The 16,467-nt window shown below is 49.9% G+C and carries 16 protein-coding genes; 14 read left to right on the top strand and 2 right to left on the bottom strand.

Annotation, left to right across the window (positions count from 1 at the left end; genetic code table 11):
• Window positions 1-48: 48 nt before the first annotated feature.
• The 4 genes from RIC19_RS05195 to RIC19_RS05180 are packed head-to-tail and all read left to right on the top strand — an operon-like array spanning window position 49 to window position 5,219.
• A complete protein-coding gene (locus tag RIC19_RS05195) occupies window positions 49-423 on the top strand; it encodes a BlaI/MecI/CopY family transcriptional regulator (RefSeq protein WP_350177230.1) in 375 nt (124 codons plus the stop codon).
• Window positions 410-3,352 (top strand): M56 family metallopeptidase, encoded by a 2,943-nt coding sequence (locus RIC19_RS05190; protein ID WP_350177229.1) that lies wholly within the window; start codon window positions 410-412, stop codon window positions 3,350-3,352. Before RIC19_RS05195 ends, RIC19_RS05190 begins: the two co-directional genes overlap by 14 nt.
• Window positions 3,353-3,357: 5 nt before the next feature.
• Window positions 3,358-4,269, top strand: coding sequence for a DUF6624 domain-containing protein (locus tag RIC19_RS05185; protein ID WP_350177228.1), 912 nt, complete (start codon window positions 3,358-3,360; stop codon window positions 4,267-4,269).
• Window positions 4,270-4,295: 26 nt separating this feature from the next.
• Complete coding sequence (locus RIC19_RS05180) at window positions 4,296-5,219, top strand: DUF6624 domain-containing protein (RefSeq protein WP_350177227.1); 924 nt, start codon at window positions 4,296-4,298, stop codon at window positions 5,217-5,219.
• 5 nt (window positions 5,220-5,224) lie between these two features.
• On the opposite strand, the gene RIC19_RS05175 is transcribed toward RIC19_RS05180, so the two are convergent.
• Window positions 5,225-5,701: a HEPN family nuclease gene (locus tag RIC19_RS05175; protein WP_350177226.1), complete on the bottom strand. Its 477-nt coding sequence runs from the start codon at window positions 5,699-5,701 to the stop codon at window positions 5,225-5,227.
• Window positions 5,702-5,727: 26 nt separating this feature from the next.
• A complete protein-coding gene (locus RIC19_RS05170) occupies window positions 5,728-7,236 on the bottom strand; it encodes a hypothetical protein (protein WP_350177225.1) in 1,509 nt (502 codons plus the stop codon).
• A gap of 448 nt (window positions 7,237-7,684) precedes the next feature.
• Here RIC19_RS05170 and RIC19_RS05165 point away from each other — a divergent pair, with 448 nt between their 5' ends.
• The 10 genes from RIC19_RS05165 (at window position 7,685) to RIC19_RS05120 (ending at window position 16,444) form a co-directional block, all read left to right on the top strand.
• Window positions 7,685-7,813, top strand: coding sequence for a hypothetical protein (locus RIC19_RS05165; protein ID WP_282783865.1), 129 nt, complete (start codon window positions 7,685-7,687; stop codon window positions 7,811-7,813).
• A 45-nt stretch (window positions 7,814-7,858) separates the two neighbouring features.
• Window positions 7,859-7,984, top strand: coding sequence for a hypothetical protein (locus tag RIC19_RS05160; protein WP_350177224.1), 126 nt, complete (start codon window positions 7,859-7,861; stop codon window positions 7,982-7,984).
• Between the two features lie 97 nt (window positions 7,985-8,081).
• A complete protein-coding gene (locus tag RIC19_RS05155; RefSeq protein WP_350177223.1) occupies window positions 8,082-9,071 on the top strand; it encodes a TOMM precursor leader peptide-binding protein in 990 nt (329 codons plus the stop codon).
• A complete protein-coding gene (locus tag RIC19_RS05150; protein ID WP_350177222.1) occupies window positions 9,064-10,371 on the top strand; it encodes a YcaO-like family protein in 1,308 nt (435 codons plus the stop codon). Before RIC19_RS05155 ends, RIC19_RS05150 begins: the two co-directional genes overlap by 8 nt.
• 21 nt (window positions 10,372-10,392) lie before the next feature.
• Entirely contained in the window at window positions 10,393-11,277 is an 885-nt protein-coding gene (locus RIC19_RS05145) for a SagB/ThcOx family dehydrogenase (RefSeq protein ID WP_350177221.1), read from the top strand.
• On the top strand, window positions 11,255-12,148 hold the full coding sequence (locus tag RIC19_RS05140) for an ABC transporter ATP-binding protein (RefSeq protein WP_350177220.1): 894 nt from the start codon (window positions 11,255-11,257) through the stop codon (window positions 12,146-12,148). Before RIC19_RS05145 ends, RIC19_RS05140 begins: the two co-directional genes overlap by 23 nt.
• Entirely contained in the window at window positions 12,145-12,867 is a 723-nt protein-coding gene (locus tag RIC19_RS05135; protein ID WP_350177219.1) for an ABC transporter permease, read from the top strand. Before RIC19_RS05140 ends, RIC19_RS05135 begins: the two co-directional genes overlap by 4 nt.
• Window positions 12,868-12,870: 3 nt before the next feature.
• Window positions 12,871-13,356: a hypothetical protein gene (locus RIC19_RS05130; RefSeq protein WP_350177218.1), complete on the top strand. Its 486-nt coding sequence runs from the start codon at window positions 12,871-12,873 to the stop codon at window positions 13,354-13,356.
• Between the two features lie 19 nt (window positions 13,357-13,375).
• Window positions 13,376-14,161, top strand: a complete 786-nt coding sequence (locus tag RIC19_RS05125; protein ID WP_350177217.1) for a hypothetical protein — start codon at window positions 13,376-13,378, stop codon at window positions 14,159-14,161.
• A 120-nt stretch (window positions 14,162-14,281) separates the two neighbouring features.
• Entirely contained in the window at window positions 14,282-16,444 is a 2,163-nt protein-coding gene (locus RIC19_RS05120) for a TonB-dependent receptor plug domain-containing protein (RefSeq protein WP_350177216.1), read from the top strand.
• Window positions 16,445-16,467 lie beyond the last annotated feature (23 nt).

Genomic DNA, 16,467 nt, shown 5'->3' with positions numbered 1-16,467 from the left:
AACGAAAAAATAGTTGATTGAATGAAAAATTCGTTGTATACTTGTGGTATGAGACGGTTAAACGAAAAAGAAGAAGCGATAATGCAAGCCCTTTGGCGGCTGGAGCGGGCGTTTGTTAAGGAAATTATAGCAGAGCTTGAGCCCCCGCCACCACCCGTTACAACGGTCAGTTCCGTTGTCCGCAAACTGGAAGGCGAAGGATTTATTGGGCATGAGTCTTTTGGTAAAACCTACCGTTACTTTCCGGCAGTAAGTAAAGAAGAATACCGGAGCCGGGCTTTTCAGCACCTGATGCAGTCCTATTTTGAAAGCTCAGCGGAGGCGCTGCTCTCCCATTTTGTAAGAGAAGAAGAAGTTTCCTACGGTGAGCTGGAAGCCTTGCTGGACAAGATCAAAAAACAGGAGGATCATGATACCCAGTAGTGTCACGCAGTACTTACTTGAATCAAGTGTTTGTTTGGCGCTGTTTTACGCGCTCTACCATTTATGGCTCCGCCGGGAGACTTTTTTTCAATTCAACCGTGCTTACCTGCTGTTGATACCGGTGGTGTCGCTTGCTATCCCCATTTTTCGCATTGAGCACGCTGCCGCTCCGTCTACCGGTGTTGGCGGGGTGCTCTTGCCGGTGGTTCGGGAGGCACAGTTAACAAAAATGCAGATTTACGGTCAGCTGGCTACACCCACGCCAGCTTTTTCTTTAAGCCTGGCGGACATTCTGCTCGGGCTTTACGTGGCAGGGGCGTTATTCATGCTGTTCCGGCTCAGCCTGCGCTTGTTTGCGCTGTGGAGGCTGATCCGGCGAAGCCAGCGGGAACGGAAAGGGCGCTACACCTTGCTTACGCCCGACTACGATATCCCGGCGAGCAGTTTTTTTAGCTATGTGTTTTGGAAGGGCGATGACCTGCCTGAAGCCAAGCGTATTGTATTGGAGCACGAGCTGGTACACGTCCGGCAGCGGCACAGCTTTGATGTGTTGTTGATGGAGTGTTACCTGATATTGAAGTGGTTCAACCCGCTGGTCTACGCTTACCGTACGGCCCTGCAGCAGGTGCATGAATACATTGCAGATGCGTATGTATCCCGGGAAATCGGTAGCCGGCATACCTACGCGCAGTTTCTGGCCCTACAGCGCGTGGGGCAGAGCTGTCATCCCCTGTCCAATACCTTTGCGGCTCATTTGAGAAGCCGCCTGCAAATGCTTGCGCAGCGGTCTTCGGCTCCCTGGCGGGCAGCCAAGTACCTGACGGTGCTGCCGTTGACGGGCTTATTGGTCGTGCTGTTTTCCTTCAATTTGGCGGAACAATTGCCGGGAGGCGGTTTTGAGCGGGCTGGTCAGGCTGTGGACGCTTTCGCCAGGCAGGATGTTTTTACCACCTGGGGCGGTCAACCCGATAAAATGGCAGACGGGCTGGCCTGGGGGCCTTACCGGTTACCGGTATTCAGCCCGGCGCAGTTTAGTGGTACGGACAATGCTCTTTCGGCTACCTTCCTGACTCCCGCTGCCCTGCGTGCCCTGAGCGCTGAGCGCTTCGAGTTGGTGCTGGGTGAGCAGGTGTTGTGGCGCAATAAGACGCAGGCCTTGCTTTACAGGGGCAGTCAGTTGATTCATTCCTTTTCGGTAAAGGGCAGGCTAAAAGACTGCTGGCCAGCCGGGGTTGGTATGGAGGAGGATTTAGTGCTCATTTTGGCGGTGGAAGATGCCTGGGGGCGCCTGAGTTGTGGTATTATTGGTTTGGGTAAGGTGTATTCTGATGATCTCCGGGTGGCTATGATGGAGGCAGGAGTGTACGCTATGATGAAGGTTGCTGGCCCAAGGGCGAAAGACGGGAAGACCGAACTTTGTGTGGCTTTAGCTGATGAGAATATTCAGAAAATCAATACCCACCATCCCTGGGAAAGCAGCCCCTACCGGTTGCAGCTGGGGCAAGAGTTGCTGGGTGTGCAATGGTACAATCATCCGTTCGCCAGTACTGTCGGAACGATCATTCAGGAGGTTGAGCCAGGTCGATTGGCGAGGATAAAAAACACATCTTTTCAAATCACCAAAGGAGGGCAGTGCCTGGAGGTTGAACAGTTGTGTGTAAACCTCATCAAAAAAAGCGGGCCTGACCAGATTTTGGAAGCGGCTTCGCCCGGTGAAGTTCAGGAAATCTGGAGGCAGGCAACGGCAGCCTTAAGCGAAGGAGATCAGTTGCACCTTCTTGCCCGTACCACAGATGAAAAAGCGTTCTACACTAGCCTGGGTGTTGGCATTTCACCGGAGCCCGGGCGGGTCTTTCAGGACGGGCTTTTCAGTGAACGCTATGGGGAGTTCTCCCGCCGTAAAGTCGATCAGCTGCCCCGGCCAAAAGCATGGCTGCGTCGTTCCGGCACTGAAATCCAATGGGGGGATTACAATTGGGTCCTCCGGCAGCGGGACGGGCGGGCGAGTGAAGCGGTTCGTTACCTCCCGGCAGAGGCATTGACAGCCCTGATAACAGCAGAGTGGTCGGCTACTTTTAATGGGGAACCGGTGGGTACCGATAGTCTGATGTTGTGGAGTTATGACCGGTCAGATGAAGGTATGAAGTTTACGCCTTTGTTCTCTGAAGCCGGGCAGCGCTGGCTAAGGGTAGCTGCTCAGCGCACAGATGCCTTCGAGCTACAGGTGGTCTTTGGTTTAGACAACGGCGCCGACCGTGGGCGGCTTATTTTAAAAATCAACCAGGAACGACCCATTGCGGCCGAAGCTGATACGCTCCGGCTGAAGCCATCCCTGGACCCTTTCCAGTTTGTCTACCGGTCGGGAGCGCCTACCCTCATCCGCATGGACACTAGTGTGGCCCAACATCGTTGGATGTACGAACAGTACGCCAATGATCCAAATGTCAATGTGTTGCCTATAACTGGTTTCCGTACCGTAGAGCGCTTGCGCCGGGAAGAGGAGGCTATAGTCCCGGAGCCGGAAATTAACAGAGTGGAACTGTTGCATGCCACATATATCGATACGGATACTATACCGGAGTATTATGAGTTGTACGATAAGGCAATGACTTTTCATTGGCGTGGCCTGAGCGGCACCCGGGGTACTGGTGTGCAGTCTCTGCATGCCTTTCAGCATACCACTGAGGACGGGATGCTTTTGGAAATTGGAGGTTTGGAGTATCCGGTGCTGCAATTCGAGTTGGTGATCATACCGGAAGACGGGAAGGGGGTAACGCTGAAATCTAAATCTGCTGAGGATACCACGGTGCAACAACACCTTGCTGACCTTGAGCCAAACAGCAGTTTGTTCCTGACAGATATGGTCATAAAGGATACCGATGGGCAGCAAAAACGCCTGCCCGTCACATTTAGTTTTAACTTAAAGTAATGAAAATGAAAAGAGGCTTAGCAGCTTTGGCCTTCATCCTATTGATGATGGCCTGTCAAACTGCACCTGAAACCGAAGCACCTGCGCTGAGCAAAACGGAACAGTGGCAACTGGGCTGGCGTATGATCGTCAGTACTTTTGAGGAAGACTTTAGTAAAGCTGCTCAACAGTTTGATTCGCTTCAGGCCTATTCGGACACCGTGGAGTTACGGTTTTTAATCGCCGGATTGGAGGTACTGGAGAATCTTGGACAAGTGGAAAAACGGGATTCTATTCTGGCGTTACAGTCAGAACATACCTGGGAAGCGTTTTGCCAAAAGGGGTTATACCTGGAACAAAAGCCTAACCCTATTCCATGTACGAGAGACGATCAGCAACCTCAGGATACCGTGCTTCAGCGGCAACTGATCGCGATGGAAGTGCGGGACCAATTGGCGCGCGGCAATGTGCAGGACTATTTGATAGAAGCGTTTAGTATTGATACTTCCGGCATGAGCTATGTGGATGGGGTAGAGGTGGATGCAGAAAACCGGGCAAAGCTAAAAGCGATCATAGAAACGCATGGCTTTCCCACAGCCGGGCTGGTAGGAGAGGAAGGCATGCACGCTGTTTTTATCCTCATTCAGCATGCGGACCGGGACCCGGACTGGCAAAAGGCCCAACTGCCTTACATTGAAGCAGCGGTGAAAAATGGCGGACTGGATGGTCAGGATTATGCTTACCTGTACGACCGGATTCAGGTCAATGCCGGAAAACCGCAGCGCTACGGAACGCAGTTTTCCAAAGTTGATCCGGCCACCAAAACCATCGAACTGGCAGAAGTGGAAGACCCGGACAACCTCAACCAACGCCGGATGGAAGTAGGTATGATGCCGATCGAGTCCTATCGTGCGCTGGTACTAAGCCGGTTTCAATAATTTATTATCGATAAAAACCATTTACCATGAGAAATCACCTGACTTTATTATTCCTTTTCCTTTTTACGCTTTGCACTCAGGCTCAGGAAAACCCGATGCCGGTTACCTTAAAAGCAGACTCCCTCCGGGAAGCCGGAGATTTAGCGGAAGCTATCGCCTTATACCGGCAGGGCTATGAGCAGGATGCGGACGATTTCACGAATACGTACAACATGGCTTGTGCATACGCCCTGCTGAATGATCGGGATTCGGCATTCTGGTTTTTGGAGCAAGCGCTGCCCTCCGATTCCACCGTGCTCATGATGCGCGACCCCGACCTTGTTTTTCTGTACAAAGATGACCGCTATCAGGCGCTGGCGGAAAAGCAGATGGAGAAAGTGGAAGCCGTGCACGGAAAGTACCAAAAACCTGAGCTGGGCCGTACGCTTTGGCGCATGATGCAAACCGATCAGGCCTTTTATGGGCATACCCGGGTAGCAGAAGGGAAGCTGGGGCGCCGCAATATAATGACACCGGCGATCTGGGAACTCAAACACCGCATCAACGAAGAGAATCAGGAAGCCCTGGTTGAAATCATTGAAGCAAACGGTTGGCCCCTGCGCTCACAGGTGGGCGGTACTGCTGCTTCTGCTGCTTTCCTGGTCATTCAGCACGCCGACTATGAATTGCAAAAACGCTACCTGCCCATGATCGAATCGGCCTGCAAAGATGAGGAGGCCAGCTGGTCGAGCTACGCGCTGATGTACGACCGCATACAAACCCGGGAGGATAAGCCTCAGAAGTATGGCTCTCAGGTACGTTTCAACCCTGAAACAGAAACCTACGAGCCCTTTCCCATCCTGGAGCCAGAATATGTAAATCAGCGGCGTGCTGAAGTCGGACTCGGCCCGATTGAGGGTTACCTCAGCCGCTGGGATATCGACTGGGAGGTGGAGCAAAAGACGAAGTAGTCCTTTTAGGATTGGCGGAAAGCTTCAAAAGCCTCCATAAACCGGATGAGCTCCGGCAGAGAAAAGCGGAGTTTGTTGCTGTCCCAGTCCGCAAAGGTCGCATTCAGGTCCTTGTCCCATCGGACCTTATCATGGCTGATGGCGTTGCGCAGGAATTCCAGTACGAAGCTCAGGGTCATCGGTTTCCTGGAAAGGGTAGGGTGGAGGTTGAGGATTTCAAAGTCTGCCCAGTCAGTTGCCATTATTTTTTTGAGGACGGATTTTTTGGTCTTGTTGCGCTTGAGGCGTTCCCAGGGGCGGGCGATTTGCCCGTAGAGCTGCTGTTGGAGGAAGGCGGGGGTGAGGAGTTGTGCCTGTTGGGGAGGCACATTAGAGTGTTTGCCCCAGAATTCCTCCAGCGTTTGACCGGGCTGCTCATGAAGGGCTTTTTGGAAAAAGCTTAGCAATGTAAAAATAGAAGGAGTAGCGTTTTTTTCTGCCATGCTGTGAAGATAATTAATTCACGCTCTTACAGCTGCATAACAAGAATTGACCACGCATCTTCAAACGGGAGAATTTCCACCTCGTGGTTGTAAACAGCCTGTTCTGTACTATGGTTATTGAGCTTTTTGAGGTGCACGCTGGCTTTTCTGATAGATGCAGCTTTATGGAAGCCCGCTTTGGGTAGTTCCAGCACTGCTTTTATAAAGCAGTTGGCTCGGTACAGGTCATTTTCCTTGTGGAGGTGACGGTAACAATACATAGAGATCGCTTCAATCCGGTCTATGGCTTTTAGGTGTTTGTTATCGGCTATAAAGATTAGGATTTGAACAATCAAAATAGCGATGTTGTACCCTTTTTTATCTTGTTGAAGGGTGGTCGTGCTATTCAGGAATTTATGAAAGCGGAACCGATTGACCGCCTGCAGGTCTTCGATGCTTTTGTCTTCGATTTGCCCGATTGAAATCAGGAAATAGAGATAGGCTTCATAAATATTCCAAACCTGTTGATCCCGTTCGGGAAGGGTACGGAACTTCCGGTGTTTACGAGCGGAGGCAAACAGATCAAATGCTTTTGAGTATTCTTTGCAATGGAGCGCCAGATGAAGCTGGATGCGAATAGTATTAAACCAGTTTCTGGTCCCTGTCTCATGCAGCTGAAGGCTCTCCCTGCTCACCTGCCAGCCTGTATCGTACTGTTTAAGCTGTATGCATCCAATAAGGATAAAAGACCTGAGTGTCGTAAGCCCTCGGTGATACTCAAAAGGCTTAGATTTGAAAAACTCGATACCGCATTGGCAAACCTTTATGACCGATGCATAGTCACGTTGCAGCAGATGGGCAGAAGCCTGTACCAGGCGGGTGTAAAAATGGAAAAAGCAGGATTCATAATTGGAGAGCATTGGTGCGAGTTGCTTTCCGTAGGTAAGGGCTTGCTTACCCAGGTCCCGACGGCTTACAGAGGTGTTTATAAATTTCAATCGAATATCTTCATAGTACCCCAGCGCTACGTTTTCTGCCTGCTCTAAAGCATAAAACTCCTGGAATTCCTGCTGCAGCTCTGCGTACTTTTTCTCATCTCCATCCACATTGGCACATTCGTGCTTAATAATTTTCAACAAAGATCTGCAGATCGCAGTAGCTTCATATTTCCTGGCCCTGATTAGTAGCTTCTCCGCCATTCCGGAAGCAATTCTTAGTAAGCCAAAGTGCTGTAAAAGCTGAATGGCACAATGCTCTCTTTCCAACTGAATAGTGGCACGGGTATGGGGTGGGAACCGGGGATGCGCTTCATTGACAAAAAGAAGGGTATTGAGCAGCTTTTTTTTGAAAAGGCTCTTGAACTTTCTGAATCTGGGGGCAGAGGGCGTGCTATTGAATAAGTAGGCGGCGGCTTCTGTATCTGTCCTTAATTCCCGCTGGCTTACTTTTTCAAAAAAGGCAGCGTAGCGGCTCTCATTGTCTTCATTGGTTAGTACATCGACCTGCTGCATGCGGTGTTCCTGAAGAAAGTCTACAACGGGTTTTATATCTTTCATAGGTAATATCAGGTTGTACGCTATTTGTATTCTTCTGTATGCAGGTGAGTTATTTACAATAATATTTGGCTTTAGTTCAAAAATACTTGAGATAGAAAACGAGGTTAGTGGCCTGTGACTGGATTAATTTTTCAAAAGTTAGAAAGAGCAGTATAAAAAAACTTGTAAACGGATGGTTTTTATAAATACCTGATTGTTAAATGCTTATAAGAATATTGCCTACAGAATAGCTTGTTTTTTTCTTTCACAGAGGCGGTTTCGTTGTTAGTGCGAATCGTAGGCAGGCCTCATACCTTTGTAATGTACTTAGAGAGAAAAGAAAGCAAATATGCACTACAGAAAATCTTTGCCGGCAACATCCGGTTCGCTACCGGTTCCTTGAAATCAATTTCAGAATCAGATTGAAGCAGACCACTCTGGTGTGCTAATCGTCGCAAAGCAACCTGTTATGCCTGTTATTACACTCGTGATTGCCCTGATCATGGGCTTCACACCAATTGACAACTACAATGCAGAGGATGGAACTACCGAAAATGAGCAAACGCACATCATCGATGAGGACATTCTCGGACTATAAGAATTTTTATTAACCATTTCTCATCATTTTCTAAATCCATTTATCATGAAAATCCAGAACCTCACGAGCAACGCAAAGCGCAACAACCGCATCGTAGCCGCTGGCTGCAACTGTAACTGCTGCTGCTGTATCCAAATCGGTGGCAAGCGCAAGGTTGATAACGGAGAGTAATCTTCGGTATGCAGCGATGCTAAAGGAGCAGGGCAGTTGCCTAAACTGGCAATTGCTCACTCCTTCCCTCTGGATTTATGACAAAAACTGACTGATTATGGAAAAGTTCCACGTTATTCCCGGGCCTGATGAACAGTATCAGGTCCGTACCCGAAACGAGCTATACACGGTTACCTTTGATGAGCCGGAAAAGCGCGCCATATTCGAAGCCATAAAGGAACGGTACGAAAAGCCCAGACAGGGGTTCTCACTCTTTCCCAATCGCTGGCTGAGCAAACTGGAAAAAGAGTATGGAAAAGAACGGGTGATCACTGTGCTGGAAGAGCTGCGGGATTTCAATTTGCTGCCTGCCGCACTGTACAAGTACCTGGAGCCCGGCGCGCAGGGAGTGTCTGAGGAGCAGGAAGCTCCATACGTCTTGTCTCAGGTGAGGCTGGGACTTATCGGTGCAGGCGCTGTACTTGAGCTTTTTGAACAGCAAGCCAAGCCTATTGAATTCAAGTCGGTGGCAAAGCTGTCTACTGAAAAGCCTTTCAGCAAGCAACAGTTGGAGGACTTTTTGAGTGAAGTGGACTTCTTTATCGCAGAAGCTTCAGCCTGGAACCCCACTCAGTTCAAGGTCATCAACAAAGTAGCCATCGCACAGAACAAGCCCTGGTTGTACATTGAAGGGCTCAACCTGGATCAGATCAAAATTGGGCCTATTTTTTACGGAAAAGAAACGGGCTGCTACAACTGTCTGATTAAGCGGATCAAAAGCAATAAAGAAGAAGCAGTGCTGGCCTGCGATAGCCTCTATGAGGATCACCTGGAAAAGACAGGTGAAGCGGCAAAACCAGACTACGCTCTTTATCCCCAGTCCCTTATTCACAGCACAACCGGCTCACTCGCGCTAATGGAAGTTATCAAGTTTTTCAAATACTGGTCAGTACCTGCCCTGTGGCGAAATTATATTGTACTAGACGTTAATAGTCTTCAGGTTACTTCGCACCGGCTTCTGAAGGTGCCGACCTGCGAGGTTTGCAAGCCGAAACTGGAATACAATTCTTCACCTTGGTTAGAATCCATAAGCTTACGCCATGAATAGTACGATCACAACTTTGAACCGCGGGTATCAGATGATTTCCGGAGAGTTAGGTTTGCTTTCCCACATCACCAAATTGCCCACCATGAATGCCGACCCCAACCTCGTCGCGTTTGGTATCTGGCCATGTGATACGAGTGTTTTCAGCCAGGAAAAGTTTGGAGGGCGTAGCAGCGGCTGTGGCGCCACCTGGGAGCATGCCGTACTCACTACAATTGGAGAAACAATAGAGCGGTATTGCCCATCCATCTACAATCTTGAGGAAGCAACCTACGCTTCTTACCGCGAGTTAGGCAAACCAGCAGTACACCCCAGTGAATACGCATTGTTTCACGAAGAGCAATATAAGTATTACGAGGAAGAAGGCTATCAAATGTACCGGTTTACAGAAGACCGGAAGCTTCATTGGTTTCCCTGTAAAGACCTAACGACAGGCAGGGAGTCTCACGTGCCGGGAGCATTCATCTACCTGCCCTGGACGGGCGAAGATGAGTGGATCAATATCAATACCTCTACAGGGCTTGCTGCCCACTCTGACTTTTACCGTGCCATCCTGCTGGGGTTGTACGAATGCATTGAGCGGGATAGCTTCACGATGACCTGGGCACACAATATGTTCAGGGAGAAAATCAGGATCACGGGAGAAATTCAGGACTACCTGGATAACCTGTTCCCGACCTCTTACGAATGGCACTTTTTTGACATCAACTACGACCTGGGAGTGCCTGCCGTGTTTGGGATTTGTTTCGGACAAGCCGATTTTGGTCCCTTTGTAGCAGTTGGTACCTCGGCAAGGGGCACCTACGGCGAGGCTTTCAAGAAGGTAACTCAGGAGATCGGGCAAGCTGTATCTTACTTCCGCTACCTCCTGGCCGAAAAGAAGGACTGGCACCCAACGGATGACTTCAACGAGATACAAAACTTTGAGGACCACTCTATTTTCTACCTCAAGCGCCCCGAATTGCAGCACGCCTTCGACCCCTGGCGGAATGCAAAGCCGACAAAGAAGATCAACCTGCATGAATCCGCGCCCGAAGGCGGAACCAAAGTTGAGCTGCAGAGGCTTTTGAAGATATTTCGGCGGAAAGGGTACAACGTATTGGTCCGTGACCTTACCCTGCCAGATGTACGGGATTGCGGGTACTATGCTACAAGCACTTTCGTCCCTCAGCTCTTGCAAATGAACGGCGCCTACCCGTTCTACTTCCTGGGTGGGAAACGGCTCTATGAAGTACCGAAGGCACTCGGGTTGTCCAACCGGGACTACCACAGCCTGAATAAGTTTCCTCATCCCTTTCCGTAAACCTGAAAACCTGAATCAACCATGCTTACATTAGAAGCTATAAAAGCAAAGTACAGGAAACGCGATGCATCACTGTATGCGAGCGAAGAGTACCTTAACTCCCTGGCGCTGCTTTATCACGATAATTCCAAGTTCGCTTCCTGGGACCTGATGCGGCAGGGGCAACTGGCAGAACAGATGAACAACCCTTATATTAATGAGCGGGCAAGCAAGCCTTACAAGGTACATCCGGGAACTCAGTTTTTCAGTTTCGAGCCCTACGCGGCAGTAGAGGCAAACCTCTATCCGGATGCCCATCTGTTCGAATTGCAGCGCAATCGCCGCAGTGTACGGAAGTTTCAACCCTACAGCATCTCCATGAATGAGCTTTACCACCTGCTGCACCATGCCTACGGTATTACTGCCCGTCAGGCCGGAGAAGGAGAAGCTGCTGGAAATACAGAATGGAGCTGGCGCACTGTTCCATCAGCCGGGGGGCTATACCCGCTCGAGCTCTATGTGGTGGTGCTTGATGGGCAAATACCCAAGGGCTTGTACCACTATTGCCCGGAGCGTAATGGGTTGGAGCTGCTCAGCCAAAAGGTTGACGCAGCAGCGGTAGAGCAAGCCACATCCGCAAGCAGTTTTGTAGATGCCTTTAAGGCTAGTGCAGTGGTTTTGACAACGGCTGTATTTGAACGCACCTTTATCAAGTACCGGGAGCGTGCCTACCGTTTCATCCTCCAGGAATGTGGCAGCGTAAGCCAGAACCTGAGCCTCAATGCGGAAGCGCTGGGGCTCGGTAGCTGCCTGCTGGGCGGGTTTATGGACGAGCCTGTTAATGACCTGCTTGGCGTTGATGGTGTTTTTGAATCCATTTTAAGTGTACAATACATCGGAAAAAATGAAAACGACAACAATACTTAATTGTGAGCGCCTTTCCTATCAGGTCCGCGGCAAAACGCTACTCAGTGATGTTGGGTTCGCCATCGAGCCCGGACAGCGAGTGGCTATCCTGGGGCACAATGGTGCGGGCAAGTCTACTTTAATAGACCTCCTTACCCATGCCCTTGAACCGGATAGAGGTTCCGTATCGATATTCGGGCAGCCCTTCCAAAAAATCGACCGGCAGCGGATCGGCGTAGTCTTTGACCGGCTGCAAGCGTTCGTTTTGCTGAAGGTCAAAGAAGTCATCCGGTATTTCAGAACGATTTACGGACTGCCGGGCGCGCTACCGGAACCAGAGCTTTTGGAAGCGGTTCAGTTGCAGGATCACCTGGATAAGCAAATACGCTACCTGTCAAAGGGCGAACGCAAAAAGGTCTGGGTACTACTCGCCTTAATGCATAACCCTGAATTCCTCATACTGGACGAAGCGACCAGCGAGCTGGATCCGTTCAGCCGCAGGAGAGTCTGGGAGAAAGGCATTCTGTCCAATCCCGACCGGACCGTGCTTTTTACCACCCATTCCTGGGAAGAAGCGCAGGAGCATGCAGACAGCATCATCTTTCTCAGTAAGGGCGTCATGCCTATGCCTATGATTTCGACCAACCGGTTGCTTTCTGAGGAATATCTGCCCTTTGACCGAAAGGTAGTCGTTCGCCATGAGCCTGCACTGACTGCATTCCTTGAGGAACAGCAAGCAGCGTTCTATGAAGAGGATGAGCAGCTGCATATCCTGCCTTCCAACCTCGATGAACTGCTCGGGCGGATAGCCAGGCTGACCTCCAGCTACTCCATCATGAATACCAGTCTAATGGACGTCTATGCTTTATCTACTAAAAAACTTACGGTATGAAAACCTTTACTGCAACCATATACTACCGGTTAGTCACAGATTTCCGGGTGTCTCAGGCCGTCTTTTTCACCCTTGTTTTTCCAGTGTTCCTTTTCCTGATTTTTTCTATGATTTGGGGGGGAGCAGAAGACCCTGCCTACATATCTTTCCTGATTACGGGCATTCTGGGGGCTACGTTGGCCAGCGAGGGCATGTTTGCTATCGGAGAGGTGGTCAAGGAGTATTATGAATACAATATGATTCGGTACTTTAGGGTATTACCGGCCAGTACAGTCAGCCACTTTGCAAGCCTCGCGGTGAGCCGGTCCTTATTTATCGTCATTATGGCGTTGCTCATGTTTACTTTGGCTTTTATCTTGTACGGCTACACGTTTACGCTGTCAGAATTAGCATACATCAGTCTTGGGAGCGTAGTGGGTATGCTTTGTTTTGCTGCCCTGGGCTTAGTGCTCAGCTTTTCAAATATCCGGGTCCGGGTTTCAAACGGGCTGCTGAATTTTATCTTCTTTCTACTGATTTTTCTAAGCAACGCCTATTATCCGCTCAGAGAGGTAAACCCTGCTCTGAACCGGATAGCCGATCTACTGCCACTCAACCATGTGTTGAATGTCATTCGGGGCGAGTTCCTCACGGTGAGCCTGATTTACTGTAGTGTAAGCATTGTAGTGTATTTTGCTTTATTCCGTTACCTTTTTTATCACTATCAGCTAAAACGATAATCTATGTTGACCTGGATACTTACGTTTGCGGCGATCCCCGTGCTCATGCTCCTCCACGAAGGAGGGCACGCGCTAAGTGCGACGCTGCTGGGCTACCGGGTAGAGGGTTTGGGGATTGCCCCACGGACTTACATGCCTTATATTAGTGTGCATATTCAGCGGAAAGCGTACTGGCGAAAGATCATTTTTATGGTCAGTGGCTGTGCGGTAACCCTGGTGCTGTTTGCCTGGGCTTACAACAACACATTTTGGGGGCTGGAGTGGTTATTCTATGCACTGTGGCTTCAGATTGCTATTGAAACCAATCCCTTCTTCTCTGACTTTTCTATGCTGCTCTTCGAGCGGGACATCAAAGAAAACGCCAAGGAAGACATCACCAATATGCAGGAAGCAGTGAAAGCTTGCTGGTTCACCAACCGATGGTACGCCCACGTTATGGCATGGACGCTGCTGATCTCCCTGTTAATGAGCTTGAAACCAGAATTTTAACTTTAAAAATCGATTCATCATGAAACCTGTTTATTTCATTTTCCTATTTCTGCTAAGCATGCAGGTCAGCGCCTGCAACCAAGGTAACTCCCAAACGGTAGAGTTGGATTATAACCTGATCGCCTCAGATTCCCTCTTCAAAGGCATACAGGATAAGATTTTCAATGCCTTCGTCTCTGCAATGCTTCAGGAGGATGTCCAGCCCGTTTTGGATCAGGAGAAAAAACTAACAGAGGCACTGCCGCAATCACCGCAAATAGGACCCTACTGGCTGGCTTATAACTACTTTTATAAAGCCATATTCTTTGGTGAGGTCGAAGACTATGACAACAGCGAAGCCGCCGTCCTGAAAGGAATTGAAATCCTGGAAGCCAAAGAACGCAAGAATGCCGAAGACCTGGCATTGCTGGCTTACATGCAGAGCTTCTCTATCCAGTTTGTATCGGGTATGAAAGCTGGGATCATATCCAACCGGTGCAAGAAAAATGGGCTTGCAGCCATTGACCTGGACCCGGAGAATTTAAGAGCGCACTACGTTTTGGGCAGTATCGACTACTATACGCCTGCTCAGTACGGTGGTGGAAAGAAAGCGGAATCCTACTTCAAAAAGGCTATTGAACTGCCAGACCAACGTATCGCCAATCCCTATCTGCCGAGCTGGGGAAAGGAAGATGCTTATGTACTACTGATTGAACTGTTACTGGAACAGGATCGAAAGGAAGAGGCCGTTACGCTGTACAAAGAGGGCGTCGCGGAATTCCCGGATAGCTACCGCCTGGGTGAGGTGGCTAAATTATTGATTTAGCCGCAATTCCGGCCCTGTTTCCATAAAGGTTGAAGATATCTAAAATGTAATAACAGGTATTGTGCCCCGGCCAAGTCCCATAAGATTATGGCGGCCGGGGTTTTTTAAAACCGCTGAGCCATGAAAGTGAATATCCAATCCTTAGGTCTTTTGTGGGTTGTGCTTATCCCTGCTGTGCTGTTTGGTCAGGATGAGGTCTCCGGCCAAATTATCGACAAAAGCGGAGCGCCCGTTTTTGCTGCAAATGTATACCTTAAGCAGCATCCTGCCACTGGCGTACTGTCGGATATGGACGGGAGATTCTCTTTGCCGTTTAGCAGCCCTGAGGACACATTGGTCGTTTCCTTTCTTGGCTATGAAACGCAGGAGGTGCCGCTGTCCCGCGTCGGGCAGGCTTTACAGATCACCCTCGAAGAGAACACCAATATCCTGACAACAGTACAGGTCGCAGCTAAACGGCCGGTTGCTCAGGATTTTGCTCTTATGGAGCTCAATAAATTCGACATCTACACCATTCCCTTTTCTTTTGCTGACCCACTCAAGGCATTAACGGTTTTGCCGAGCTCTACCAATACAGAGGAGTCCGCAGCAGTCAACCTGAGGGGTTCTTCCAGTGGGCGGAGTATTGTGGTACTGGACGGCGTGCCTTTAGCCAACCCGGTCCGGTCTACCAGTCTGGGCGGGAACGGCTTCTTCAGTATTTTTAATACCGAAATGGTAGAGCGGGTTACCGTATTCGCCAGTAATCCCTCCCTGGCGTATGGAAATGCCACCGCAGGCATGGTAGAGGTAGAGACTGTAGAACAGGTGGACGATCCATTTTGGCAGGCTTCCGCAGGCTTAGGCAATGCGGGGCTGTTTCACGGGCGCCCTCTCGGGAAGCGGAGCAGCCTGCATGTGTACGGCAATCATCAGTTCTCCGGTGCCTTCCTGGAAGTAAATGGCAGCAATATCCCTGACCTCCGGGGATTCAGCGTGGCAGACGGTGGGTTTAAACTGCACAGTCAGCTCCGTACCAACCTTTTGCTCGATTGGTATGGTTATGGTTTGTCTGAGCGCAGCGCCCTCGACCTGAACTTATTCGCCCATCGGGGGCCGGCTGAAGCGCAAACCAACCGCCATTTTCAGGTGGCGAGATTGCGTTTGCTGGGGGATATTTGGTCGCTTTCGGCAAATGTCAGCGGAGATTTCACCGCTTCAGTGTTTGACTTTGGTAACCTCAGAGATGATAATCAATCTCAGCGGTATTATGCCTCACTCAATGGTCAGCTCAACTTGTTTGAGACCTGGACCCTGTCTGCAGGGATCACCACAGAAGAGGTGCGGTACCACTTCCGGGGATCAGAGCCTGATTACTACTTTGCGGTAAGGCCAACGGACCCTGCCCGCCCAATATCAGGCACGGCCCGAAATAATAACACGGAGCTTTATCTGTTGAGCCGAAGCCGGTTCTTCAGTGAACGGTTGTCTGTGATTTCCGGGTTTAGAAAGAACATCCCGGTGCTTACCGGTCAGCCGGGTTATTTTTCCAGGCAGCTGATCACCAAGTTTCATTTCACGGACGAACATACGTTGTCTGGCACCATTGGACAGTACAACGGGTACCTCAACCCCAATTTTTTCAACCGGGCATTTAACTATGTTTACAGTGATCAGGGAGCCTTGGAGTATGCCTATGATACGGAAAAAATCGGCCTGAATGCGGCAATTTTTCATAAAAGTGAAGGTGGAGATATCCGGTTTGCACAAGATGGGACCGCTACCGACCGCCGCCTTATAAATGGCATTGAAGCACAGGTGCGTTACCGCTTTCATGAGCACCTGGAGTTGCAGGCTTCCTATGCCTACCTGGATGTAGAAAATACAAGCCCTGAAGGCATGGTGTTTAATGGTCAGAATGATCTGGATTACTTTGTCAGGGTATTCCTCACTTATGACAACCCATCCCTGTTCAACCTTTCCGCTGCCTGGGTACACCGGCAAGGCCTGTGGTACACACCGGTCATTGGGAGCCAATGGCAGCAGCAGGCCAACGCCTATGAGCCTATCTTTGCGGCATTGCCGAATCAGGCTCGAATGGATAACTACCACAGCCTGAGCTTAAACTGGTCGAAAACGATACCGCTGCAACGGTCGTTCCTGGTCGCTTTCATTACCCTGAATAATGCACTAAATATTGAGAATCAGCAGGAGCAGATTTTTACGGCACCGGACTATTCTGCGTTCGCCTGGCAATACTTGCAACAAAGGTCCTTTTATTTTGGAGCCGTGCTGAATTGGTGAAACCGTCGTACCTTTGCGGTCAA

The sequence above is a fragment of the Phaeodactylibacter sp. genome (genome assembly GCF_040219495.1).
In the GTDB taxonomy this organism is placed as follows: Bacteria; Bacteroidota; Bacteroidia; order Chitinophagales; family Saprospiraceae; genus Phaeodactylibacter.
This window is presented reverse-complemented; position numbering and strand designations above follow the sequence as displayed.

Coding starts and splice junctions, on each gene's coding strand:
- RIC19_RS05195 (WP_350177230.1), top strand. CDS start 49: ATGAGACGGTTAAACGAAAAAGAAGAAGCGATAATGCAAGCCCTTTGG.
- RIC19_RS05190 (WP_350177229.1), top strand. CDS start 410: ATGATACCCAGTAGTGTCACGCAGTACTTACTTGAATCAAGTGTTTGT.
- RIC19_RS05185 (WP_350177228.1), top strand. CDS start 3,358: ATGAAAAGAGGCTTAGCAGCTTTGGCCTTCATCCTATTGATGATGGCC.
- RIC19_RS05180 (WP_350177227.1), top strand. CDS start 4,296: ATGAGAAATCACCTGACTTTATTATTCCTTTTCCTTTTTACGCTTTGC.
- RIC19_RS05175 (WP_350177226.1), bottom strand. CDS start 5,701: ATGGCAGAAAAAAACGCTACTCCTTCTATTTTTACATTGCTAAGCTTT.
- RIC19_RS05170 (WP_350177225.1), bottom strand. CDS start 7,236: ATGAAAGATATAAAACCCGTTGTAGACTTTCTTCAGGAACACCGCATG.
- RIC19_RS05165 (WP_282783865.1), top strand. CDS start 7,685: ATGCCTGTTATTACACTCGTGATTGCCCTGATCATGGGCTTCACACCA.
- RIC19_RS05160 (WP_350177224.1), top strand. CDS start 7,859: ATGAAAATCCAGAACCTCACGAGCAACGCAAAGCGCAACAACCGCATC.
- RIC19_RS05155 (WP_350177223.1), top strand. CDS start 8,082: ATGGAAAAGTTCCACGTTATTCCCGGGCCTGATGAACAGTATCAGGTC.
- RIC19_RS05150 (WP_350177222.1), top strand. CDS start 9,064: ATGAATAGTACGATCACAACTTTGAACCGCGGGTATCAGATGATTTCC.
- RIC19_RS05145 (WP_350177221.1), top strand. CDS start 10,393: ATGCTTACATTAGAAGCTATAAAAGCAAAGTACAGGAAACGCGATGCA.
- RIC19_RS05140 (WP_350177220.1), top strand. CDS start 11,255: ATGAAAACGACAACAATACTTAATTGTGAGCGCCTTTCCTATCAGGTC.
- RIC19_RS05135 (WP_350177219.1), top strand. CDS start 12,145: ATGAAAACCTTTACTGCAACCATATACTACCGGTTAGTCACAGATTTC.
- RIC19_RS05130 (WP_350177218.1), top strand. CDS start 12,871: ATGTTGACCTGGATACTTACGTTTGCGGCGATCCCCGTGCTCATGCTC.
- RIC19_RS05125 (WP_350177217.1), top strand. CDS start 13,376: ATGAAACCTGTTTATTTCATTTTCCTATTTCTGCTAAGCATGCAGGTC.
- RIC19_RS05120 (WP_350177216.1), top strand. CDS start 14,282: ATGAAAGTGAATATCCAATCCTTAGGTCTTTTGTGGGTTGTGCTTATC.